At 60.1% G+C, this 23,009-nt stretch carries 19 protein-coding genes and 3 pseudogenes; 13 read left to right on the top strand and 9 right to left on the bottom strand.

Features of this window, described 5'->3' with window-relative positions:
- Positions 1-973: 973 nt before the first annotated feature.
- The 6 genes and pseudogenes from HGP13_RS33320 to HGP13_RS33295 all read right to left on the bottom strand — a co-directional run.
- Positions 974-1,597 (bottom strand): annotated as a pseudogene (locus HGP13_RS33320) (ISKra4 family transposase); the annotation flags it as partial.
- Positions 1,598-1,599: 2 nt separating this feature from the next.
- A pseudogene (locus HGP13_RS33315) lies at positions 1,600-1,715 on the bottom strand (IS630 family transposase); the annotation flags it as partial.
- Between the two features lie 124 nt (positions 1,716-1,839).
- A complete protein-coding gene (locus tag HGP13_RS33310; protein WP_172234055.1) occupies positions 1,840-2,727 on the bottom strand; it encodes a dihydrodipicolinate synthase family protein in 888 nt (295 codons plus the stop codon).
- Between the two features lie 18 nt (positions 2,728-2,745).
- Complete coding sequence (locus tag HGP13_RS33305; RefSeq protein ID WP_172234053.1) at positions 2,746-3,384, bottom strand: LysE family translocator; 639 nt, start codon at positions 3,382-3,384, stop codon at positions 2,746-2,748.
- A gap of 84 nt (positions 3,385-3,468) precedes the next feature.
- Positions 3,469-4,159, bottom strand: a pseudogene (locus tag HGP13_RS33300) (B3/4 domain-containing protein).
- Positions 4,160-4,559: 400 nt separating this feature from the next.
- Positions 4,560-5,312: a carbonic anhydrase gene (locus HGP13_RS33295; protein WP_027056310.1), complete on the bottom strand. Its 753-nt coding sequence runs from the start codon at positions 5,310-5,312 to the stop codon at positions 4,560-4,562.
- A gap of 681 nt (positions 5,313-5,993) precedes the next feature.
- On the opposite strand from HGP13_RS33295, the gene HGP13_RS33290 reads away from it, so the two are divergent.
- From HGP13_RS33290 to HGP13_RS38225, 3 genes are all read left to right on the top strand, one after another.
- Complete coding sequence (locus tag HGP13_RS33290) at positions 5,994-6,638, top strand: acyl-homoserine-lactone synthase (protein WP_172234051.1); 645 nt, start codon at positions 5,994-5,996, stop codon at positions 6,636-6,638.
- Positions 6,639-7,094: 456 nt separating this feature from the next.
- Positions 7,095-8,918: a glutamine--fructose-6-phosphate transaminase (isomerizing) gene (gene glmS / locus HGP13_RS33285; RefSeq protein WP_097572441.1), complete on the top strand. Its 1,824-nt coding sequence runs from the start codon at positions 7,095-7,097 to the stop codon at positions 8,916-8,918.
- Positions 8,919-9,358: 440 nt separating this feature from the next.
- Complete coding sequence (locus tag HGP13_RS38225; protein WP_246707211.1) at positions 9,359-9,724, top strand: hypothetical protein; 366 nt, start codon at positions 9,359-9,361, stop codon at positions 9,722-9,724.
- 115 nt (positions 9,725-9,839) lie between these two features.
- Here the strand turns inward: HGP13_RS38225 and HGP13_RS33275 are convergent, their stop codons facing one another.
- Entirely contained in the window at positions 9,840-11,003 is a 1,164-nt protein-coding gene (locus HGP13_RS33275; protein ID WP_165779607.1) for a porin, read from the bottom strand.
- A 1,350-nt stretch (positions 11,004-12,353) separates the two neighbouring features.
- Between HGP13_RS33275 and hemN the strand changes: the two genes are divergently transcribed.
- Positions 12,354-13,679: an oxygen-independent coproporphyrinogen III oxidase gene (gene hemN, locus HGP13_RS33270; protein ID WP_097572443.1), complete on the top strand. Its 1,326-nt coding sequence runs from the start codon at positions 12,354-12,356 to the stop codon at positions 13,677-13,679.
- Position 13,680: 1 nt separating this feature from the next.
- On the opposite strand, the gene HGP13_RS38220 is transcribed toward hemN, so the two are convergent.
- Positions 13,681-13,971, bottom strand: a complete 291-nt coding sequence (locus tag HGP13_RS38220; RefSeq protein ID WP_097572444.1) for a ZinT/AdcA family metal-binding protein — start codon at positions 13,969-13,971, stop codon at positions 13,681-13,683.
- Positions 13,972-14,024: 53 nt separating this feature from the next.
- Positions 14,025-14,183 carry a hypothetical protein gene (locus HGP13_RS38215; RefSeq protein WP_165779608.1) on the bottom strand — a complete coding sequence of 53 codons (159 nt, stop codon included), beginning with the start codon at positions 14,181-14,183 and terminating at the stop codon, positions 14,025-14,027.
- A gap of 90 nt (positions 14,184-14,273) precedes the next feature.
- Here HGP13_RS38215 and HGP13_RS33260 point away from each other — a divergent pair, with 90 nt between their 5' ends.
- The 9 genes from HGP13_RS33260 (at position 14,274) to trbJ (ending at position 23,002) form a co-directional block, all read left to right on the top strand.
- A complete protein-coding gene (locus tag HGP13_RS33260; RefSeq protein WP_133117144.1) occupies positions 14,274-14,672 on the top strand; it encodes a hypothetical protein in 399 nt (132 codons plus the stop codon).
- Positions 14,663-15,052, top strand: coding sequence for a hypothetical protein (locus HGP13_RS33255; protein ID WP_167434265.1), 390 nt, complete (start codon positions 14,663-14,665; stop codon positions 15,050-15,052). Before HGP13_RS33260 ends, HGP13_RS33255 begins: the two co-directional genes overlap by 10 nt.
- 664 nt (positions 15,053-15,716) lie before the next feature.
- A complete protein-coding gene (locus tag HGP13_RS33250) occupies positions 15,717-17,747 on the top strand; it encodes a conjugal transfer protein TraG (RefSeq protein ID WP_172234963.1) in 2,031 nt (676 codons plus the stop codon).
- A 118-nt stretch (positions 17,748-17,865) separates the two neighbouring features.
- A complete protein-coding gene (locus tag HGP13_RS33245) occupies positions 17,866-18,279 on the top strand; it encodes a hypothetical protein (protein WP_006329210.1) in 414 nt (137 codons plus the stop codon).
- The gene (gene trbB / locus HGP13_RS33240; RefSeq protein WP_027056301.1) at positions 18,276-19,244 is read left to right on the top strand and encodes a P-type conjugative transfer ATPase TrbB; all 969 of its coding nucleotides are present in this window, start codon (positions 18,276-18,278) and stop codon (positions 19,242-19,244) included. The genes HGP13_RS33245 and trbB overlap by 4 nt, the downstream gene beginning before the upstream one ends.
- An 11-nt stretch (positions 19,245-19,255) precedes the next feature.
- Positions 19,256-19,564, top strand: coding sequence for a TrbC/VirB2 family protein (locus HGP13_RS33235; protein ID WP_010914020.1), 309 nt, complete (start codon positions 19,256-19,258; stop codon positions 19,562-19,564).
- Positions 19,564-19,836: a VirB3 family type IV secretion system protein gene (locus HGP13_RS33230; RefSeq protein WP_027033451.1), complete on the top strand. Its 273-nt coding sequence runs from the start codon at positions 19,564-19,566 to the stop codon at positions 19,834-19,836. The genes HGP13_RS33235 and HGP13_RS33230 overlap by 1 nt, the downstream gene beginning before the upstream one ends.
- Positions 19,830-22,280 carry a conjugal transfer protein TrbE gene (gene trbE, locus HGP13_RS33225; RefSeq protein WP_172234047.1) on the top strand — a complete coding sequence of 817 codons (2,451 nt, stop codon included), beginning with the start codon at positions 19,830-19,832 and terminating at the stop codon, positions 22,278-22,280. Before HGP13_RS33230 ends, trbE begins: the two co-directional genes overlap by 7 nt.
- Positions 22,277-23,002 (top strand): P-type conjugative transfer protein TrbJ, encoded by a 726-nt coding sequence (gene trbJ / locus HGP13_RS33220; protein WP_172234045.1) that lies wholly within the window; start codon positions 22,277-22,279, stop codon positions 23,000-23,002. The genes trbE and trbJ overlap by 4 nt, the downstream gene beginning before the upstream one ends.
- The last annotated feature ends 7 nt before the right edge of the window (positions 23,003-23,009 follow it).

Raw genomic sequence — 23,009 nt, 5'->3', positions numbered from 1 at the left:
CCCCTCATAAAGACGGCTTAGACACCGTCGCACTTTGCCCCCTTGGCCCCGCTGACCCTCCGTTGAATTTCGCGGCGATTAGACTTCGACCGTTCTGTTCCGAACTCTGGCCACTCGCGAGCTCGACGCGAACGTGGAAACTGAAGGCACGGCGTTACGGCACGTGAGAACGATAACTGGGCTATCGTGAATGCTGATTTGATAGTTGTTGAGAAGGGAAGGCACCAATGCCAGGCTGACACCGCGTGACGGATTCAATCGAGATTTGCCTGTTTTCGCGCGGCGAGTCGAACCACGCCGATGTTGAAGGTACCGTTGAGTCTCGTCATAATGACGGCAGGAACCGAATACTCGTGAGCCTTCGTTGCGTCAGTCCGCTCAAGCCATCACGCACGCGGCAGAGCTAACTTCCGGCAAGAGTTTCATAGCTGGGCCAACAAATTGCGCCCTATGCCTGACCAGAGTAAGCAGGACGTACGTACGATCGGCATGATCCCCGAGAGCGTTCGCACTTCATCTCTTATCCGGCGAAGGATAGCCCATTGAGCAGCTCACCATCGGTTATGAGATCGAGGCGACACACAAGGCGGGCAACCGGTCGCAGTATTCGGAACTGTCTTCCGAGAGATCATGGAGGGACAGACAAGCCGCACGCTGCGGCAGCCTGGGGATGACACCGGTCGGCCAGCCATTATGCCGCTACCCGGTTGCGATCTCTGTGCATTGTATCTCCTGCGTGCAGCCCCTGCATTAAGCCAGCGTCGACGACCAGAGCCCATGTTCCACCAAACAAGGGTTAGCTTTCAAGAAGCTGATTGAACAAATTGATTGTTTGGATCGCACGCATCCGAACAATGGATGCAGCTAAATGCAGCGGCGGTTTTCGTTAGATGCGAGCGAGCGTCTCTTGGCAAGAACCACCGCGGGGCGCGGGCGAGGTGAGCGGCTGCACGCCAAGCGCGTCGGGACGGTCATCGAGGATCTGCGTGCGGGTTTGCAGCAGAAGATGTGCGCCGATCCTGCTCCACTGCATCTGCCATTTGTTGGCGACCCGCTTGGAACGGCGTTGACGGTGGCCTTGACGAGGGCCGAAGAGATGCGATCTCCGGACCGCTAACGCTCGCCGTAATTAATCAGGCTGGCACTGTTGGAGGCGATGTAGGCCTGGTGAGCTCGCCGATGGCGGTCAGGAACTTGCGCATGTTCGGCTAGCCTGTTTCGAGACCTTCCGCGTCGAATTGCAGGTCGGCGATTTCGTGACGGGCCCGATAGACGTCAACATGCCAGAGATGCCATTTGATCCTGCGCAGAGTTTCGAGCAGGTCCTGTCCGGTCTGCTCGTCCTGGTTTTCGAGCCCTTGCACGAACTGCCGAAGGACCCTGATGCGCACGGTGATATGGAACCAGTCGGCGATTCTTCCCCACCGTCGGTAACGAAGGTGATATCCTGATTGGCTTGGACGGGCTGCTTCTTGAGATGGTCGAGAATGCGCCGTTGCGGCTCGCGATCATAGCCATAGACGAAACCGATGTAGCGCGGAGCACCCTCTTCAGGCAGCGAGCGGCCTACGATCAGCTCGAAATTCTACTTCCGGTCCTTTGGTCGCGGATGAAAGTTCGATGCGGCTGCAGAACGCGTTTGCGATGGCCGCCCATCTTCCCGGCGCTACCGGAGCACGATAACGTTGCGACCATTTCACCACCGAAGAGACCGCAAAGCCAACGCGCGACCAACCCGATCCAATTCTGCGCCGCCCAACTTCCATCTCGAACGGTGCGCGGAACGCCCGCGCGCCGGGTGCCTAACTAGCAGTGGCACTGGGCATGCCCTGTGCTCGGCTATTCGAGCTTCTCCAATGCCTGCCTAATGTCATCTCCGGCGTCCTCCGGCAACGGCAAAATAGGGCGCGGTGGCTGGACGTGCGCCAGACCGAGGTAGTCGGCGATGACGAACATAACGCGGAAGCTGCCGTAGTGTTTGAACAAGGTCCAGAGCGGCCCGAAAGCGCGGTTCAACCGAGTGGACTCCACCGCGTCGCCGGACTGCGCTGCACGCGTCAGCGCAAGCGCCGGGACCGGCAGCAGACCTGCCGCAACGCTGTACCAGGTGTCACATCCGGCAAGCAGGGCATCCGCCGCGCCCCAATCGCCGCTGTATCCGATTGTGAACGTGTCAGGCGTCATCGACCGCAAACGTGCCAGTTCCCCCGCGTAATCGTCATTCGCCGCCAGAGGCATTTTCACCGCGACGATGTTGGACACCTCTGACAGCCGGGCGATCAATGCGTCGCTGAATGTGAAGCGCGTGGTGCTTGGATTGTTATATATGCACAAAGGCAATTCCCCCGCCTCGGCCACGGCGACGAAGTGCTGGAAGACTTCGTCCTCGTTCAGGGGAACGTAGGACATCGGTGCCAGGAGCAGGCCGTCAGCGCCAGCGGATTTGGCATCGCGCGCCAGAGCCTGAGCTTCATCGGTACGCAATGCACCCACACCCACGACAAGAGGCGTTTTGCCGCCGATGCATTCCACGGCAGCCTGAACGGCACGCTTGCGTTCTTCCCTGGTGAGGTAAGCATAACCGCCCGTGCTCCCCAGAAGGCCGATGGAGTCCGCTCCCGCGTGTTGAATACGCTCGAGAAAACGAGCCAGACCCTCGGTGTCGACATGCCCTTCCGCATCGGTTGGCGTAAGGGGGAACGCCGACAGGCCGCGAAACAAAGTCATCATCCATTCCTTTCGAAACTACATACGGGAAAGCAGCATACGCAGCCCGGCGAACGCGAAGAACATCGCCAACAGACTTTCGATCCAGCGGCGGCAGCGGCGATACAGAGCCACCATAGGCGGTGTGGAGAAGACAATGGCGTAGCCGCAGAATATCGTGACACTTAGGATGGCGCAGCCACCCAATATCGCCGCGATGCGCTGCCACGATGAATTCGGGCCGATCCCCAGCGTGACGAGCGCGATCCATGCCAGCACGGATTTTGGGTTCGCCAAATGCATCAAGAGGCCCTTCCTATAGAGCTCACCCCGCGAAAGAGCGACTTGGTCGGTCGATGCGCGCACCGCCAGCTTCTCGTTCGACGTAAGCGCCGACCGTCCCGCTCTGAAGGCGAGGAACAGCAGGTAAAGCCCCCCGAAAACCTGCAGAACGAGAAGTGCCTGGGCGTACCTGGCCAACAGGGCGGAGATGCCGGTGGAGGCCATAAAACCCCAAAAGATCGAGCCGCTGACGACGCCGGAGGCGAGCATGAGCGCTGCACCTCTGCCGCGCGCCATCGCAACCCCCATAATGCGCATGTTGCTCGGGCCGGGGCTCCCCGCGGCAATGACATATGCAGCAAAGACGATGAGCAACTGATGGAGATCGACATTCATTCTCTCAGCCCTTGATAATCTCGATCGGATCGATCGCGCCGGATGCCCCGGGCGGCCATGGATCCACTCGCTCGACCGGAAACCTCATCCGGCGATGGCAATTTCTTGGCTCGCGATTTTGCAGCCAGGCATCAAGGCATTCAGCCCTCCGACCATGGCATCCGTCGCCTCTGCCAATGCATCGTCCGGCATGGTCTCCAACGCCTCCAGTACGAACCACATCCGGCCTGTTAGGGTCTTCAGGCGGGTTCGAGTGCCCTGTCGCCAGTTCCAGCGTCGGCAGGTGACGCCAATGTCGTCGCGCCAGATGACCTCACCGGGCAAGGGAGGATCGTTGACCGCCTCTCCATTCATCATGGTGTCGAACGTCTCACTCCCGTCAGCGATCGTCAGGTGGGGTCTTCCGACATAGGCGTCAAAATTCTCTCCACCCACCGGGACTGCGTATTTCAGGCTGATGGCGTTGTAGAGATCGACGATCGGGTTGATCGTCGAAAGAGTGCCGTCTTTCAGAACCCGCTTTCTGAGGGCCCTGGGCTGAGCACGGCGTACGGTTAGGCTTCGCGCCAAAGACGACGTAGGCGTCGGACCAACTCGCCAGATGAGCTTCTGCCCAAGCCGGGCCATCCGCCAACGCGCAATCGCAGGCATCACCAAGCAATCGGGGATCGAAACGTCCTTCTCCAGCTGAAGTGGCATCGACGTAGACGCTCACGGCTCTAAACCCCGATGCAATATTCTTAATTCGACCGTCGATGATGGGACCCTCAAACATCCAGGCAACTCCATCAGTTCGAGCGCAAGCAATCCATGACCGGCGCGACCCAGTCACGATCGCTTCCCTGACTGCAAGCCAATATTGCAGTTCACTGGTCCAAACTAAACTGCCACTTTTGGAGATTTTAATTGGTCCAGTATGAGGAGGGTTCTCGCAGCGCGGGAGCGACGCGTCGAATTTATCAATCCCTGATCAAGCAGATCCAGGCCGGAGTGTACGGGTGTCGGTGACGCCACCCAGTTCTCCGCAAGCAAGCGGCCCACAAGTTCCCCATGATCCGGTCATGCTGTTGTGAACCCTAGGGCATTATGGTCGATGCCAGCGCCACCAAGGTGGCGTCGTACTGTTCGACCCCCCCCGATTGTTAACGCGATTTTGCTTGACGCGCGCGATGACCTTAGCTGAGGCCTAGGATGAAGCGCCGATTGGAGGGACGGATCGACCGCGCGTTAGATGCGTAAAGCGTCGTAAACCGCTTGATGTCTGCGGTGTCGACCTCGACCGGTTCCATTGCAACCATCCACTCCACGTTTTCGGTGCAGGGCGGAGTCGTTAATGATCCCTCATAGGTCCAGTAGCCGAGCGAGGCCGGCAAAAGCCCGTTGGGATCGAACTCGTCAACTGCCATCTCCTCGCCGGGCCGGGCCGGAAAGACCTTGGCGAGACCGGCAAAGCTGATATTTGTCGCGCCAGGCGTAAGAAGGGCGCTCAGCACACCCAGAGTATCGCTCTTTGTGTCTTTATGGACAAAATGCGCTTCCATCGGGAAGCTCATGCCCGCCACGTGATGCTCGCTCGGCGCGTGGAAATGCAACTGTGCCAGTTGGTAGACGCGATCCCCGCGGGTCAAGGTGCTGCCTTCCGGCATGTTGATTTGAATGGTGTGGCCGTTGTTCACCATCCTGCCGCCGCCCTTGAGCCAACTGATGTCGATGCGCGGTATATCCGCCTTTACCGTGCCGGCGATGTCGATGGGTGACTGCTGCCTGCCCGCCGAACAGGCGAAATTTCTCGTGTCCAGATCGGCCCAATGCTCCGGCCCGACCGAGCCGCCATATCCCCAATGGGCGCTGGCCGCACGCGCGGTCTGGGCGCAGATCGGGCACACGCCCAGCGCGATGAATGCTCTAATCAGGTTACGACGATGCATATTGCCTCGCTCCTTGATGCGAACCTAATGTCCTTGCTTCCAATTGGTGCAGTCAAGGCACAGCCGCAAGGGCGGGCGTAGGTTGAGCCGCGCCACCAGCGTACACGCCAGCCAGTCCTCGTCGAACTGGTAAACTGGAAGAAGCGTCGCCGCCGGCGATCGTTGGAGGCTACGCTCGCCGGTCTGTGGAAATGGCTGGCGACGTGGCTCAGATTCACCGTGCCGCCGCTGATCAGGCCAACAACCAGCACAGCCGGCGTCGCCGGTCCGGCTGTTACTCGGCGGTATGTGGCGCGTAACGTTGAAGCGGGAATGTCGGGCAGGCAGTGCATTGCAAAGGATCCCCTCTTTGGCGAGACGAATTCCTCCATTCCAACTGATTCCCGACCTCTCGGCCACCCACTGTGTAGCCTGCCCGCCACGCTCTCCAAGACCATAAAGGCATGGATAAAACGCGCGAATACGCCTTGGAAAGCAGGTCTCAAAGGGCAAGGGGGCCTTCCATCTGGAAAATGCCAAGCAAAGCTCGCGTTCGGACGATCCATGCGGTTGCCAGGCTGGCTGCCTCCGGTCAGGCGAGATCCGGATCCTTCCGCGAGGATAGCTGTAAACGTCCACAGGCTGCATCGCTGTGCGCTTTGCCCTTCGATGGCGGGAACACAACCCGCACGGAGGCGACGAATGATTCAGCTGATCACACCTGGCCTCTACAGCGAATTCGCAGGCGAGCTCAAAGAGATGCACGGGCTCAGATATCGGGTTTTCAAGGAGAGGCTCGATTGGGAAGTTCAGACCGGAGGCGAAATGGAAACAGACACCTTTGACGACTTGAAGCCTGTCTATCTGCTGCTCAAGGGATCCGATTGGCGAATTCGTGGCTGCGTGCGCCTCTTGCCAACCACTGGGCCGACCATGTTGCGCGACACATTCCCGGCGCTGCTGGGTGAAGCTGTGGCGCCCGCGAGTCCCGACATATGGGAAAGCAGCCGTTTCGCGCTCGATTTGCCCCCATCAACGCCCAAGGCGGCAGGCGGCCTTGCCCAAGCAACCTACGAGCTCTTCGCCGGCATGATCGAATTCGGCTTGGCTAACAATCTCACCCGGATCGTGACGGTGACCGATACGCGTGTGGAACGGATCCTTCGCCTCGCAACGTGGCCATTGTCGCGTATCGGAAAGCCGCAGCCCGTCGGCAAAACGGAGGCGGTGGCCGGGTTTCTCGAGATCTCTCACGCCAGCCTGTTGCGCATCCGCTGGAGGGGACGTCTGAATGGGCCGGTACTGTGGCGACCGATTCTCGGCCTGCCGCACGGCCCATGCGGATAGCTAAGACGTGGTGCGTGGCCCCAGGGATCGGAAGAGGGTTTGCTTCTCGTCGCCGAAAGGAGTCATTGCGTCCGGCCTGGAGAAGCAAACCGAGGAATGATGCATGAAGCAGCGTCCGCACAATTGAACGGCGAGATCAAAGAGTGCGCTGGGACTACCCATTCGCACTCGGCCCAAGTATTCCCCGTCTCCTCCGGCCGGCTTGCATGCTATTAACGCAGGTGAGGGCGCCGGCCATGATATGCGCAGCCCGTTGAAGGCGGAAGCGTACGCCCCGGTTCACATCACCCGCATTGGACTGAGGTTTAGTTCATCCATGGCGTGGATGATGGCTATCCCAACAATCAATTTTACCGAACTGACTGGATTCCATTAGAAGAATCTAACTGAGCGCATGCCGGGCGGCGTCCCTCGTCTGCGTCGGCTAAGGCTGCCGGGAAGAATTCGGAGAAGAACATGTGCGGAATTGTTGGCATCGTTGGGCAACAGCCGGTGTCGGAACGCCTGGTCGACGCATTGAAGCGTCTGGAATACCGCGGCTATGACTCGGCCGGCATTGCGACGATCACCGAGGGCACCTTGCACCGCCGGCGCGCGGAGGGCAAGCTCGTCAATCTCGAGAGGAGGCTCAAGGAAGAGCCGCTGGGTGGTACCATCGGCATCGCCCACACCCGCTGGGCAACCCATGGGCCACCGACGGAACGCAATGCACACCCGCACTTCACGGATGGTGTGGCCGTCGTCCATAACGGCATCATCGAGAATTTCGCCGAACTGAAGGACGAATTGGCGGCGACGGGAGCCGAGTTCCAGACCGACACCGACACTGAGGTCCTTGCGCATCTCTTGGCAAGGCACCGCCGGGAGGGCATGAGGCGTGGTGAGGCGGTGCATGCCATGCTGAAAAGCGTCAGGGGTGCCTACGCGCTTGCCATCCTCTTTGAGGATGATCCGTCGACCATCATTGCGGCGCGCAATGGACCACCGCTGGCGATCGGTCACGGCGACGGCGAGATGTTCCTGGGCTCCGACGCGATCGCGCTTGCTCCATTCACGAATGAAATCACCTATCTCATTGACGGTGACTGGGCCGTTGTCGGCAGGACGGGCGCTGATATCTTTGATTACGACGGCCACCCCGTCGCGCGTCCGCGCCAGACCTCCGTGGCCGTGGCCACTCTGGCCAACAAGGGCAGCCATCGCCACTTCATGGAGAAGGAAATCCTCGAGCAGCCCGAGGTCATCGCCGATGCGCTCGGTCATTATATCAATTTCATCGAAAATGGTGCCGATGCGGTTTTTGGCATCGACTTCGCCAAGATCCCGAGCTTGGCGATCTCTGCCTGCGGCACCGCATATCTCGCCGGGCTGATCGGAAAATACTGGTTCGAGCGCTATGCGCGCCTGCCGGTCGAAATAGATGTTGCATCCGAATTCCGCTATCGCGAGATTCCGTTGTCGCCGCAGTCTGCGGCTCTGTTCATTTCACAGTCGGGCGAAACCGCCGATACGCTGGCATCGCTGAGGTACTGCAAGCAGCTTGGGCTGAAAATTGGCGCTGTCGTCAATGCGCGCGAATCGACCATGGCTCGGGAGGCCGATGTGGTCTTTCCGATCCTTGCCGGCCCAGAGATCGGCGTCGCCTCCACCAAGGCCTTCACCTGCCAGCTAGCCGCTCTTGCCGCACTCGCCATCCACGCAGCCAAGGCCCGCGGAACCGTGACCGAAGATGAGGTGCAGGCGCTCGTCGAGAGCCTCGCCGAAATGCCGGGCCTCATGAGGCAGGTACTGGACAGCATCCAGCCGGAGATTGAGCTTCTGTCGCGCGAACTGTCAAAGTGTCATCATGTCCTTTATCTCGGCCGTGGCACAAATTTCCCACTGGCGATGGAGGGTGCGCTGAAGCTCAAGGAGATTTCCTACATCCACGCCGAAGGCTATGCGGCGGGTGAATTGAAGCACGGTCCTATCGCATTGATAGACGAGAACATGCCAGTGATCGTCATCGCGCCACATGATCGCTTTTTCGACAAGACCCTCTCCAACATGCAGGAAGTGGCCGCCCGCGGAGGGCGCATTATCCTCATCACCGATGGAAAAGGGGCAGCCGCATCGAAACTCGATACGATGCACACGATCGTGCTGCCGGCCACCGACGAGATTATCGCGCCGATGATCTTCTCGCTGCCGATACAGCTTCTTGCGTACCACACGGCGCTCTTCATGGGCACAGATCTCGACCAGCCACGCAACCTGGCAAAATCAGTCACCGTCGAATGATGTGACGCCTTCATTAGTCGCAACGCTCGCCCATTCGGAAAAACTCCAAGCACTTCAACCGGGGCTCAAGCGCGCCGCTACCGCCTTGCCGTTATTTGCTGGAGCATGCCGTTTAGCGACGATTGGTTATCCCTTTGGCCTCCCCTCACGCTGCTTGGCTGTGCCTACGGGCAAACCCGGTCGAGAAAAGCATCGAATACGCAGCAATAGCGCTAACCACAAAGCGATCCTCCTGCCGCATGCGGATAAAACCCTTCGCTGTCCACTATTTCGTCCTCGCTCGATGATTGCGGCTCGCCGCGGTCTTCGTCGGTGAGACGGTTGCCCTTTGACTTTGCCAGGCGGCCAGCTGCGATGTGCGGGCTGTAGGAATCCCGTGTAACCTCGTTCTGGATCTAACGCTCACCGATAGGCCCGGCCAGTCGCAAGAGGACCGGGCGATGATCGACACTTCCTGGAACCGCTCGATGGTTCGGTCGAGCGCGAGGATCGTGAAATCGTGGTCGCACGGCACGAGATTGGGCGAGATAAAGACATGGTCGATCAGCGACTTGAAGGGCGCCTTGACGCAGGTGATTTGCTTGTCCGAAGCATCCTGCGCGGCGAGCGCGGTCAGGCCGGCGGCGGTCAGCGCGGTCTCCGGAAGCCAAGGTTGCATTGAGTCGCCGCCGATTCAGTCGTTATCGAAGCTGGGATACTGGGCGAGTTCGGCGATTGCTTCGGCGATCACGCGCCCGCCAGCAAACCTGCCGCAACGCTTTACCAGCTGTCACATCCCGGCAAGCGGGGCATCGGCCGCGCTCTAATCGCAGCTGTATCCGATTGCGAACGTGTCAGGGCTTATCTGCCGCAGGCGTGGCAGGTCCCCCGCATAATCGTCATTCGCCGCCTGAGGCCACCGAGATGAAGCTCTTCCTCCCGTTAGAATGAACGTTCGAAACGGAGGATGCCGCCGACACTGCTCTTTTTGTTGGCATTAGCCCAGCTAATGGAAGGGTCGACCTTGCCGACGGCGAAGTCGCCGTAGCGGTCATAGTCGAGTTCGGCTGTAATTGTGAAATCTGCAAGAAACGCATAGGCAACGTTTGCAGCGACTCCATAGTTCCTGAGCTGATCACCCGAGAGCTGAAGATTCAACGAAGTTGTCTCATTGAGCTTGTAAGTGGCGCCGGCCCAGAAAGCCCAGTTACCGCCCCAACTTTTGTAGAACCCGCGACCATGAGCGTCGATTGCGTTAGTGACGTCATCGTTGAGCTTGCCGCTGGAGCCGTAGCCGAACATTCCGAATAGCGAGAGTTGGTCGGTAACATCGACGTCGATGCGGACCTTGCCGGCGACCGATTCGTAGTTGCTATCATAAGCGACAACGCCGGTGATCGCGCCCCAGTGTTGTGTGTATTTCACTCCGCCGACTAGGTGCGGAACGTAGCTGTCGATGGTGCCGACCAGGCCCGAGCCTTCTTCGAGTGAAACCACAGCCGAAAAGCCGTTACCGGCGTCAAAGTAGTACTGAACCACATTAGTATCGAAGGCGCCGTACGGGATAAGCATCTGATTGAGCACGTCGCCCGCGTAGCCAATAAACATGTCGAAGGCGGACCAGTCCTTGCCAACTCGGAGGCCACCAAGCTGAACCCAGGCGAAAGTCAACGTGATGCCTTGGCTGAAGGCATAGTATCGAGGACTGTCAGAACCGGAATAGGCGGTGTGCTTGCCGTAGTTCATGCGGGTCTCGATGTAGGTCTGCAATGTACCGAGTTCGGTCTCTTGCCCGGTCCAAGTTTTGAATGTGAAACGCGTGTGGTTTTGCCATATGCCCTGGGCCGCGCCAGTCTTCACATCCGTGGTTCTAGCTTTGTCATACGATACGACATCGCCGAGGCCGATGTCGTAACGGATATAGCCGCCGATGCGCAGGCAGGTCTCGGTGCCGGGGATGTAGTAGTAACCAGCGCCGTAAACGTCGCAGATCTTGACGTATTCAACGGGCTCAGGCTCGGCCAGGACGATGGCGTCGGCGGCTCGGGCACAGGAAACGGCGATCAGGGCCGCAGCTGAGCCGAGCAGGAGGCTCCTGATGTTCATTCTTGATCTCCGTTCAAATATTGAAGAACGGGACGTCAACGAACGAGCCAGCCCTTCCTGTCCCCACAATCGAAAACGATGCACATCGCTGCGCCTATCGCAGTGTGACACACGGATCATAATAATTATTCAACAACAGGGGCTCTGAAGCTGAATCATACTTTAACACGATAAGTTGTTGTTCTCATATCACCTGCTTGAAATGCCCGGGGAGGAATCAAACACTTCCGAGTCGATCGCCATGATTATCTCCGATAGCTGCGGGCGTACCGTCACAACGGCTTCGAAAATCACCCCGCAAATGACGTGCCAACCTCACGACCAAGCTACGATTGACACTCAAGTTTGCCGTCGGACCTTGGTTTGCGTTTTCCTTTTTTGCTCTGAGGGTCAAGCTGAGCACGAAAAGCAAATGTTTCGGACATGGTTCGTCTGTTCGCTTCGCGACAGTATCGTTCAATGGCGATAGCTTTTGTTTGTTTTGAGCCTCGACATTGTTGACATCATGCGAGTGCACCGCTCGGTACGTCAGCCGAGATGCCCCACTGATGCCGACATGCCTAGGCGTAAGCGTCCTCGTTAGGGCGAAGGGCCACACGTCGGCGGTGGCGAGGTGCACCAGCTTTCCAGCTAATCCGGACAAAGTGGTTCCGAAAGGCGGGAAGGTCGAGACGAGCCGTTGTAAGCCCCTCTCTGAATCGGAAGCCGTGCACGGGCCATTTTTGTTTTTACGGAAGCACATGCGAATTCGCTCGATTGTCAGTTGCGAGCGATGCTTGAGTTGCGCTTCACTCCGGCGCTTTGCCGGGCCACAGGAGCGCGATTTGTCGGTGATCATGCGCCTGGCGTAGCGCTACTTTCTAAATTGGTTCATCAAGCTTGCAGCCTTGGCAGGGGCGGACCTGGACGATCTCCTCGAGCACAATTCCCGCTCTGACAGACGGTGCGCCACGGCCAAAGCCTCGTGCCGGCAATTAATACGACGAACTCATCGAGATGCCAGGTATCGCTACGTGACGCCGTCTTACGCACCAGCCGGCGAGCAAAAGTCTGGTCCCAACGCCGAATCGACTGGTCGGATGCGGCATGCTGCGTTCCATCGGACGCTGAAGGGAGGGGATAGGATAGGATAGGATAGTAACACCAAACGGTGTGCGGGAAAGTCTCGACGGGAAACCCATGGCGCTTGTCCCTGACCAGCGCGTGCTCATACCATCGCTGTCCAGCCAAGGCTGAATGGGGCTATCGCTGCGAAATAATCGGGCCCAAAGCGGACCGGACTGATATAGCGCAAAGACACAGGAGAGCGCAGTGGTAAGGATGGAAGGCAACAACATGGGACGGTAACTGTTGCAGACCACAAAACATCGCGAAGCCCGCCTGCCTTGGTACACCATCTATCCGACTGTCGCGGAGTTCTCTGGGGCGGTCGGCGCCGACGCTTATGAGGAATGGCTCAGGAACCTACCGGCTAACGATCCGGCGTCACTCTACTTGCACGTTCCGTTCTGCCGATCAAAGTGCTGGTATTGCGGCTTCCCCACCACCATCACCCGCCATGATGCGCCGATCGTTAAGTATCTGGCGGCGCTGCGTGACGAGATACGTTTGGTCTCGGAGCACGCGCCACAGGCGCTGCCCGTGAGCGATGTGCATTTCGGCGGCGGAACGCCAACTCTCATGGGGCCAGTTGAGTTCCTCGCCCTGACGGAATTCCTGCGCCGCCACTTTGCGCTTGCGGAAACAGCTACGATCGCCGTCGAGATCGATCCACGCACGTTCACGGCCGATATGGCCGAAGCCTTGCAAGCAGCCGGCGTGAACCGCGCGAGCCTCGGCGTGCAGAGCTTCGATCCCATTGTTCAAAAAGCGATCAACCGGGTCCAGAGTGAGGCGCAGACGGCGGCTGCCGTCGAAATGCTGCGTCGGCATGGAGTGACAAGCATCAACTTCGACCTCATCTTTGGTCTCCCGCATCAAACGGTGCAGTCTTGCGTCGAGACCACGAGGGCGGCGGTCGCCATGCGCCCCAACCGGCTTGCGGTGTTCGGCTACTCGCACATTCCGTCCTTTATTAAGAATCAGCGCCTCATCGAGGAGGCATCGCTTCCGGGCAGCGCTGCCCGCGCCGAACAGGATGCGGCCATTGCCGTGACGCTGATTGCCGCCGGCTACCGAGAGATCGGGCTCGACCATTTCGCCTTGCCGGACGACGATCTCGCGCTGGCACAGAAAACCGGTCGCCTGCGGCGCAACTCGCTGGGCTACTCGGCCGACACCTGCAAAACCCTGATCGGTTTCGGCGCGTCGGCTATCGGGCGTGTCGGCGAGGGCTACGTCCAGAACGAGGTTACACGGGATTCCTACTGCCGTCACATCGCAGCTGGCCGTCTGGCGACGTCAAAGGGCTACCGTCTCACCGACGAAGACCGCGCGCGAGCCGCAATCATCGAGCGACTAATGTGCGATCTCGAGGCCGATGTGCCGGCAATCTGTGCCGCCCACGGATCTGATCCGATCCATTTTCTCGATTCAGCTGAACGCTTGGCGATGCTTGCCAAGGACGGGATTGTGGACATCGAAAAGGGTTTTGTCCGCGTACGGCGGCAGCATCGCTTTGCGATGCGCGTTGTCGCTGCCGCATTCGACGCTTTTCTCGACCGGGTTGCCCGCTGAGTCAGCCAACCAAGTGTGAGGAGGCCAAGGCGACGCCGAAGCGAAATTTGACGCCCATGCGGTTTCCTTTCTTCGAGGTCAGGATTTCACAGCCTTCGCCGGCGTAGCAGGCCTCAAGCGGCTTCCCGCCCTCGAAGAAAGCCACGGTGTCGCCATCGATCGTGATCCGCTCGAATTGGTGCGATAGCCGATCTCGTAGTAGGCGCGTACTCATCTGCGCTCTGGTCGCCGCTCTCCGCCTTATAAGCCATGACTGGATCGAGCGTTCCATCGTCAGGAAGGGATAGACCAACTGCCAATCCCGGACCCAAATTCGACAGGGCGCGCTGCTTGATCTGGTCGTCCTCAAATGTAGATCGGCTGGACCACGGGATCGTGGCTATATGCGTGGTCTTTCTCAGCTGCTTGATCGTGGATCTTGCCGCTCCCGCCGACGGCCACGATGTGGAAGGGCTTGCCCTCCACGGCGATCTCGCCGTTCCTGGTGAACGATCCCGCCGACACGATATAGGTCTTGAGGGTCGGTCACGACGATGTTGTCCCCTGCCGCGGCGATGCGCGGCCGTGCCCGTCCATCGAATAGAGGTCGTGAGCTTGAGCGAGTTGGCGATCTTGCCAGCCACGAAGCTTGGCGTTCTGGTGACGCTCAACAAGGCGACCGCAGCAATGGAACGTGCTGCCAGAGAAGCCGAATCCGTTGAGGCGGGCGGCAAGCTGCGGCCGCGCGTGCAAATCTGTAGGGTCAGGGAACTATTGAAGGGCAGAAAGCCCACGCTTCCACCTGTCTATGACATTATCTCTGCCGCTGCCGCCCGGCAGGTGGCCGCCGCGGTTGCCAACGCGACAGGAAATACGGGATCCGCCGTCCTTCAAATATTCCATCGCCGGCAGCGGACAGAAAGCCACGAACGATCAGTCGCCGACACCTGTGAACAAGCCGTGTGCGACATTGCAATCATCCATTTATTGGCTCAACTGCCCACATGGCCGTGAATGAACTGGATTTGTTGGTTTTCCAGATGGCAGTGGAAAGCGTCCGCTCACTCTGCTTGAGCTTCAATGACAAAGCGGCGGAGATAGCCGCGAGGAGCCGCGGAAACCTGCTTTTCGATGTGCGGATCGATGATGACGCCGAGGTCCAACGGCTCGCAGCCATCCGATATCGAGGCGGGCAGATTGGTGTGCTGGCGTTGGACAGACAAGGCCTTATTAGCCGCTACTGCGTCGTCGACGGTACCTTCTCCCGCTTCATTGCACCGTTGGAGAATTGGACCAGCATGCCGGTGTCAATGCAGGCCAAAATCGATGTCACTCACTATGCCGGCCTCTTCCTAGGCGCGTTGCGAAATGCCGGTCATATGCTTGGCAACTAGCGCTGACGGAACGCATCTGTGGATCTTTGCATCCGCCTGGGCGTTTGAGCCGGCGGCTCATCGAGGTTCTGCAGCGCGCGGATGTGCCACGGCCGGGGTGATAGCCGCCTCTGCCCAACAGATCGCCGGCGAGGGCTTGTCGGACAATGAATGTCGTCAATTCACCGTCCGAGAAATGGTGTCTTGCTCACAAGAAGCACAGCGAATTGAGACTGAAACGCAGTCCAGCTGGGAAACCCAGCGCGAAGGCCGGAAGGTAACTTATCTGCGATAGAGGCAACGGGAAGGCGCCTTCCACTTATAAGGCAGCGCCCAATATGTCGGTACTCGCCTGAGGAATTCCCATGGCGGGCAGGGCTACCTCGCGATCCGATCTCGATAGGCTTGTTGTACCTCAGACCGGACTCGATGTTCAGAATTTCCTCAGCGGCTTGCCCGCACGCCACCGCCGCTCCCCGACCACGTGCTCACGATAGGCACGACCGATATGAGTCCCCTCCGACTTAGCAGTCCTCGGGAATGCGCGAATATTGATACACCTCGAAGGAGAGCAACGGCGCGCCAAACAGCCTCTCATCGCACCAAGTCGTACATAGGGCGCATTCCTGTTCCGGCCGTCCCGGGTGATGCTCGATCCATCTCTCCAGAACAGCGGAGCAAGCCAGTGACGCCCACGAAGCTTCTGATTGGGCAGATCGCCATTGTGTTCGCCATCGTTCTCCTCGGCGTGTGGGCTGCCACGCAATGGTGCGCTCATATGCTAGCCTTTCAGGAACAACTCGGCGCGCCATGGTTTGTCGCGGCTGGCTGGCCGATCTACGAGCCGTGGAAACTGTTGGAATGGTGGTTCCAATTCGATGCCTATGCGCCCGAGGTATTCGACAAGGCGGGCATGCTTGCGGGCACCAGTGGATTCATGGGCTGTGCCGCTGCGATCGCTGGTTCCCTCTGGCGCGCGCGCCAGCGCGGCTTGGTCACCACCTATGGCTCCTCTCGATGGGCGGCGACGCGGGAGATCGAGGAAGCAGGGCTGTTTCAGCCGGCAGGCGTCTTCCTCGGCAAACTGAAGGACCGGTATCTGCGTCATGACGGGCCTGAGCACGTCATGGCCTTTGCGCCGACACGTTCCGGCAAGGGCGTCGGACTGGTTGTCCCAACCCTTCTCTCCTGGTCCGGCTCGGCCGTCATTCACGACATCAAAGGCGAGAACTGGCAGCTGAGCTCCGGCTGGCGGTCGAGGTTCTCGCATTGCCTTTTGTTCAATCCGACTGATCCGCGATCGGCCCGCTACAACCCGCTGCTGGAGGTACGCAAAGGTTCGGACGAGATTCGCGATGTCCAAAACATCGCCGACATTCTAGTCGATCCGGAAGGCGCGCTGGAGCGGCGGAATCATTGGGAGAAGACCAGTCATTCACTCCTGGTCGGCGCTATCTTGCACGTGCTCTACGCCGAAGAGGAAAAGACTCTTGCCCGCGTCGCCACCTTTCTCTCGGACCCGCAACGCTCGTTTGCCGCGACTTTGCGGCGAATGATGACGACCAACCATCTCGGCGCGGCCAATAAGCCTCAGGTCCATCCCGTCGTGGCCTCGGCGGCACGAGAGGTGTTGAACAAATCGGAGAACGAACGTTCAGGCGTCCTCTCGACCGCCATGTCTTTTCTCGGCCTCTACCGTGATCCGACCGTGGCGGCGGTAACATCGGACTGCGACTGGCGCATTGCCGATCTGATGGATGCGGAGTGGCCGATGTCGCTCTATCTGGTCGTGCCGCCATCGGACATCTCGCGCACCAAGCCCCTGGTGCGACTGATCCTGAACCAGATCGGCAGGCGGCTGACGGAGCGCCTCGAGGGTGACCCAAAGAAGAGCCGCAAGCATCAACTGCTGATGATGCTGGATGAGTTTCCGGCGCTCGGTCGCCTCGACTTCTTTGAGACCGCGCTCGCGTTTATGGCCGGTTACGGAATTCGTGCCTACTTGATCGCGCAATCGTTGAACCAGATCTCCAAAGCGTATGGCGACAACAACGCCATTCTGGACAACTGCCATTTGCGAATTGCCTTTTCCTCCAATGATGAGCGCACGGCCAAGCGAATCTCGGACGCGCTTGGCACTGCCACGGAACTCAGATCCATGCGCAACTATGCGGGCCACCGGCTGGCACCTTGGCTCTCGCATGTCATGGTGAGCCGCCAGGAAACCGCCCGCCCGCTGCTGACACCGGGCGAGGTGATGCAATTGCCGCCCGCGGACGAACTGGTGCTGGTTTCGGGATTGCCCCCCATCCGGGCCAAAAAGCTGCGATACTATGAGGATCACAATTTCACCGAGCGGGTGCTGCCTTCGCCGGTGTTGCGCGACGGACCCTACGCGGACTGCCCGATGTCGCGGCCGGACGATTGGACTGGGCAAGTACGCGGCGTCGACCGTCGTCTTGCGTCTGACGATGAAAGCGCTGGCGCCGCGCTTGCGGACGAGGGAGGTGTTCAGCAGCAGCGCCATCCTGGCCTACCCGAAGAACATACCGCCGTCACCCAGGAACCGGACCAGGACGATCTGTCCAGACCCGCAGACGATGATAGCGAGGCGATGGCGGACAAGCGCGTCATGGACCGGATCTCCACCGTCGCAGGTGCCTATGGCATCAACGAGGGAAGGGGCGATGATAAGGATATCGTCCCCGGCTTCTGAACGCTTTCCGCAGCTCGGGCGTATCTCAGCGTAGATAACGGCCGTAAGCAATTTTGGGCATCTCGATAATGCTTGTTCCGCCGCCGGCCCGCCAGCGCCGGCCAGTTGGAACAAGCGCATGAAGCCCCACCGCATTCGTCACCAGTTTCTGCTCGAACCGGAATTGAGCGAGAAGCTGGACAACCTCAGCCGCGATCCCTCGACCACAAAATCCGCGGTCGTCGCGAAGGCCGTAGAAGCTTTCATCGAGCGGCGTGGCGAGAATGAACTCGATCGGCGCTATGGCATGAGGCTGGACCGTCTTTCCCGCGACCTCAGTCACGTCAGGCGCGATGTCGACATGACATTGGAAAGCTTGGCGCTCTTCATCCGCTTTTCGATCACGCTTCATGCCCACACGCCTGTTCCGGACAAGGCGACGCAGGCGATTGCTCAGGAGCGTTTCGACAAATTCGTCGAGCAGGTCGGTCGCCAGATCGCATCGGGGAAACGCTCGTTTGGCAAAGACAATGGCGGAGGAGGGGAAGGATGAGCGCTCATCCAGAGGCCGACCACCGACGCCGCGCCATGCTGCGCACCGCCATGGGTCCGACGATCACTGAGGCGCTGGCCGATCCATTGGTCATCGAGGTGATGGTCAATCCCGATGGTGCGCTGCGGCTCGACCGGCTGGGAGAAGGCCGGATCGATACGGCCGTGCATATGCATCCTTCCGAGGCGGAACGCATCATCCGCCTGGTCGCTTCCCACGTGCGTGCCGAGGCGCATGCGGACAATCCGATTGTCAGCGCCGAATTGCCATCGGGCGAACGCTTCGAGGGACTGCTGCCGCCTGTCGTGCTGGCGCCTTGCTTTGCCATCCGCAAACCAGCCGCAAAGCTCTACACGCTGGCCAACTATGTTGCGGATCGCATCATGTTGCCGCTGCAGGCCGATGTGTTGATAAAGGCAGTCCGAGAACGGCGCAACATCCTTGTCGCCGGAGGCACGTCGTCGGGTAAGACGACGCTTGCCAATGCGCTGCTGGCCGAAGTCGCCGAATGCGACGAGCGAGTGATCCTCATCGAGGACACCCGCGAACTGCAATGCGCAGCAAAGGACTGCGTTGCCCTGAGAACCAGGCGGGGCTCGGTCACACTCGCCGATCTCGTGCGCTCGACGCTCCGGCTCCGCCCCGACCGCATCATCGTCGGTGAAGTCAGGGGCGCGGAAGCGCTGGACATGCTCAAGGCATGGAACACCGGGCACCCCGGCGGCATCGCCACGGTTCATGCCAATTCGGCGCGCTCTGCCCTCTATCGCATCGAGCAGCTTGCACAGGAAGCTGTCGTCACCGTGCCGCGCCGCCTCATCGCCAATGCCATCGATCTCATCGTCTTCATCGCGGGGCGCGGCTCGTCGCGCCGCATCGATGCAATCGCTGAGGTCACAGGTCTCGACGGCAGCGGCGACTACGCCGTCACCCCACTCACGCCTCCGCAACTCCAGCAACTCTGAAAGGCCCCCTTATGCGCAAGAAGCTCCGCTTTCTATCGTTTGCCGCGCTCGCGTTTCTTCTCACAGTTCCGGCGCACGCTGCCGGCTCCGGCATGCCTTGGGAACAGCCGCTGCAGCAGATCCTGGAATCGGTGCAGGGACCGGTCGCCAAAATCGTCGCGGTGATCATCATCATCACCACCGGCCTGACCCTTGCCTTCGGCGATACTGCCGGCGGTTTCCGCCGGCTGATTCAGATCGTCTTCGGCCTGTCGATCGCCTTCGCCGCATCGAGCTTCTTCCTCTCGTTCTTCTCCTTCGGCGGCGGGGCGCTCGTCTGATGACCGCCGGAGTGCAACATATCGAGGGCTTCGAGGTTCCCGTTCACCGGGCATTGACTGAACCGATCCTGCTGGGCGGCGCGCCGCGGGCGGTGGCGATCCTCAACGGCACGGTGGCTGCGGCCATCGGACTAGGCTTGCAGCAATGGATTGCCGGGCTAGTGCTCTGGCTTGGCGGCCACACGCTCGCGGTCTTTGCCGCAAGGCGCGATCCCGACTTTGCCAGCGTGCTTGTCCGTCACCTTCGCCTGAGGGGATGGCTCGCATGCTGAACCTTTCGGAATATCGCGGCAAGGCCGACCGGCTTGCCGACCATCTGCCCTGGGCAGCACTGGTGGCGCCCGGCATCGTGCTCAACAAGGACGGCAGCGTTCAGCGGACTCTTCGGTTTCGCGGGCCCGATCTGGAAAGCTCGACCGAAGCCGAACTCATCGGCATCTGCGCCCGGGCCAACAATGCGCTTAGACGCCTTGGCTCCGGCTGGACATTGTTTTTCGAGGCGGAGCGCATCGAAGCGCTGGGCTATCCGTCCTCGCGTTTCCCGGACGCGGCGTCATGGCTGGTTGATGAAGAACGGCGTGCTGCCTTCGAAGGCAAGGGCGCGCATTTCGAGAGCCGCTATCACCTGACCTTGCTGTCCATGCCGCCACCGGACGCCCAGGCGCGGGCGGAAAGCGCGCTCGTCGACTCGCATCATTCAGAAGGCGAAAGAGACTGGCGCCAGGAGATGGCGCGGTTCCGTGACGAGACCGACCGTGTGCTGGATCTTCTGTCGGGCTTCATGCCCGAAGTGCGTCTGCTCGATGACGCCGAGACGCTGACATACCTGCACGACACGATCTCGACCCGCCGCCATCCGGTCGCCGTGCCGGAAACGCCGATGTATCTGGACGGCATCCTGGTCGATGTGCCGCTTACCGGCGGCTTGGAGCCGATGCTGGGTGAGCAACATCTTCGCACACTTACCATCCTCGGCTTTCCGAACCTCACCCGGCCCGGAATCCTCGATGCCCTCAATCATCAGGATTTCGCCTATCGCTGGATGACGCGCTTCATTCCGCTCGACAAGACCGAGGCCACCAAGACGCTGACCCGCTTGCGCCGGCAGTGGTTTGCCAAGCGCAAATCGATCGTCGCAATCCTGCGCGAGGTTGTAAGCAACGAACCCGTTCCGCTCGTCGACAGCGACGCCGACAATAAGGCGCTCGATGCCGATGAAGCACTTCAGGCGTTGGGCGGCGATTATGTCGGCTTCGGGTATCTCACTACAACGGTGACGGTATGGGACGAGGATCGCCAAGCCGCCGCTGAGAAACTTCGCGCGGCCGAGCGCATCATCAATGGGCTCGGGTTCACCACCATCCGCGAAAGCGTCAATGCGGTCGAAGCCTGGCTCGGCTCGCTGCCGGGTCATGTCTATGCCAACGTTCGTCAGCCGCTCGTTCACACGCTGAACCTTGCCCATCTCATGCCGCTTTCCTCGGTGTGGGCCGGTCCTGCGGCGAACGAGCATCTGGCTGAAGTCACTGGACGAGAGGCCCCGCCGCTCCTCATCGCCGAAACCAGCGGGTCGACTCCGTTCCGGCTTTCTTCCCATGTCGAAGATGTCGGCCACATGCTGATCGTTGGACCCACCGGCGCCGGAAAATCGGTGCTGCTTGCCCTGATCGCCCTGCAGTTTCGTCGCTATGCCGGCGCGCAGGTCTATGTCTTCGACAAAGGCAATTCGGCGCGCGCGGCAACGCTCGCGATGGGTGGAGAGCATCATGTCTTGGGTTCGGACGGTGCGCTTGCCTTCCAGCCACTGCGCAATATCGGTGATCAGGGTACGCGCAGCTGGGCAGCTGAATGGATCGCCGGCCTGATTGCCCATGAGAACGTCACCCTCACGCCGGAGGTGAAGGAGGCGATCTGGTCGGCGCTCAACAGCCTCGCCACCGCGCCGGCGCAGGAGCGCACACTGACGGGTCTGTCGGTCCTGCTTCAGTCCAATGCGCTGAAGTCCGCCTTAATGCCCTACACGCTCGACGGTCCCTTCGGCCGATTGCTCGATGCCGACGACGATCGGCTGGCCCTGTCGGATGTGCAGTGCTTCGAGACCGAGGAGCTGATGCATAGCCAAGGCGCTGTGCTGCCTGTGCTCACCTATCTCTTCCATCGCCTTGAGGAGCGGTTCGACGGGCGACCGACGCTGCTCATGCTCGACGAGGCCTGGGTCTATCTCGACAATCCGCTTTTTGCTGCCCGCATCCGCGAATGGCTGAAGGTGCTGCGAAAGAAGAACGTATCGGTAATCTTCGCCACGCAGTCGCTTGCCGACATCGCCGGCTCTGCAATAGCGCCGGCGATCATCGAGAGCTGCCCACAGCGCATTTTTCTCCCCAATGATCGTGCCGTGGAACCGCAGGCACGGACTGCCTATGAGCGCTTCGGTCTCAACGACCGGCAGATTGAACTGATCGCCCGGGCCACGCCGAAGCGGCACTACTATTTGCAGTCGCGCTGCGGCAACAGTCTCTTCGAGCTCGGGCTCGGCCCCATCGCGCTTGCACTTTGCGGCGCCTCGGGTCCGGCCGCGCAAAGCCTGATCGACAGGGTCCTGTCCGAGCACGGGCAGGACAGCTTTGTCTTTCGCTTTCTCGGCGCCCGCGGCCTGGATTGGGCGGCCGAGCTTCTCCAGCAATTCCCTCAACCAACCAAGGAGCAATCGTCATGATGCGGCGCCGCTTTCTCTCGGGCCTGATCACCCTTTCGTTGATCGCCAAGCCGATGGCCGACTACGTGCAGCCGGCCTACGCGCTCATCGTGTTCGATCCGTCGAACTACGCACAGAACGTGCTCACGGCGGCGTGCTCGCTGGAGCAGATCAACAACCAGATCCAGTCGCTCCAGAACCAGGCGACCGTGCTGCAGAACATGGCACGCAATCTTCAGAGTCTGGATTTTTCTTCCGTGGGTCAGCTTACCGGCTCGCTCCAACGGATCGACGGTCTGATGGACCAGGCAAGTGGCCTGAGCTTTGATCTCAACAAGCTTCAGGACCAGTGGCGTAATCAATATCCGGAAAGCTACGACGCCACGATCAAGGTCAGCGATGTGGCGAGCGCCGCACGTGACCGCTGGCACAGCGCAATGCAGGCATTCCGTCAGACCATGGGTGTCCAGTCGCAGATCGTCGAGAATGTTCGCGGTGATGGCGACCTGCTTGCCGATCTCGTCAACCGCAGCCAAGGCGCGGCCGGTGCGCTTCAGGCAAGTCAGGCCACTAACCAGCTCCTTGCGCTTTCGACCAAGCAGCAGATGCAGATCCAGACGCTGCTCGCAACGCAGTTCCGCGCTGAGGCCGAGGATGCGGCGCGCAAGGCGCAGTCCGAGGAGGCCGCGCGCGAGACGACAAAGCGCTTCCTCGGCACAGGCACGGCCTATCCCGGCAACTGATCACCAA

Origin of the sequence: Mesorhizobium sp. NZP2077 (genome assembly GCF_013170805.1) — a bacterium.
Classification (GTDB): Bacteria; Pseudomonadota; Alphaproteobacteria; order Rhizobiales; family Rhizobiaceae; genus Mesorhizobium.
Note: the sequence above shows the minus strand (reverse complement) of the source record. Positions and strands in the feature narration are given on the sequence as shown.

Bases quoted from the DNA above. Each gene is read 5' to 3' on its own strand.
- HGP13_RS33310 (WP_172234055.1), bottom strand. From the start codon at position 2,727: ATGACTTTGTTTCGCGGCCTGTCGGCGTTCCCCCTTACGCCAACCGAT.
- HGP13_RS33305 (WP_172234053.1), bottom strand. From the start codon at position 3,384: ATGAATGTCGATCTCCATCAGTTGCTCATCGTCTTTGCTGCATATGTC.
- HGP13_RS33295 (WP_027056310.1), bottom strand. From the start codon at position 5,312: ATGCATCGTCGTAACCTGATTAGAGCATTCATCGCGCTGGGCGTGTGC.
- HGP13_RS33290 (WP_172234051.1), top strand. From the start codon at position 5,994: ATGATTCAGCTGATCACACCTGGCCTCTACAGCGAATTCGCAGGCGAG.
- glmS (WP_097572441.1), top strand. From the start codon at position 7,095: ATGTGCGGAATTGTTGGCATCGTTGGGCAACAGCCGGTGTCGGAACGC.
- HGP13_RS38225 (WP_246707211.1), top strand. From the start codon at position 9,359: ATGATCGACACTTCCTGGAACCGCTCGATGGTTCGGTCGAGCGCGAGG.
- HGP13_RS33275 (WP_165779607.1), bottom strand. From the start codon at position 11,003: ATGAACATCAGGAGCCTCCTGCTCGGCTCAGCTGCGGCCCTGATCGCC.
- HGP13_RS33255 (WP_167434265.1), top strand. From the start codon at position 14,663: ATGGCCGTGAATGAACTGGATTTGTTGGTTTTCCAGATGGCAGTGGAA.
- HGP13_RS33245 (WP_006329210.1), top strand. From the start codon at position 17,866: ATGAAGCCCCACCGCATTCGTCACCAGTTTCTGCTCGAACCGGAATTG.
- trbB (WP_027056301.1), top strand. From the start codon at position 18,276: ATGAGCGCTCATCCAGAGGCCGACCACCGACGCCGCGCCATGCTGCGC.
- HGP13_RS33235 (WP_010914020.1), top strand. From the start codon at position 19,256: ATGCGCAAGAAGCTCCGCTTTCTATCGTTTGCCGCGCTCGCGTTTCTT.
- HGP13_RS33230 (WP_027033451.1), top strand. From the start codon at position 19,564: ATGACCGCCGGAGTGCAACATATCGAGGGCTTCGAGGTTCCCGTTCAC.
- trbE (WP_172234047.1), top strand. From the start codon at position 19,830: ATGCTGAACCTTTCGGAATATCGCGGCAAGGCCGACCGGCTTGCCGAC.
- trbJ (WP_172234045.1), top strand. From the start codon at position 22,277: ATGATGCGGCGCCGCTTTCTCTCGGGCCTGATCACCCTTTCGTTGATC.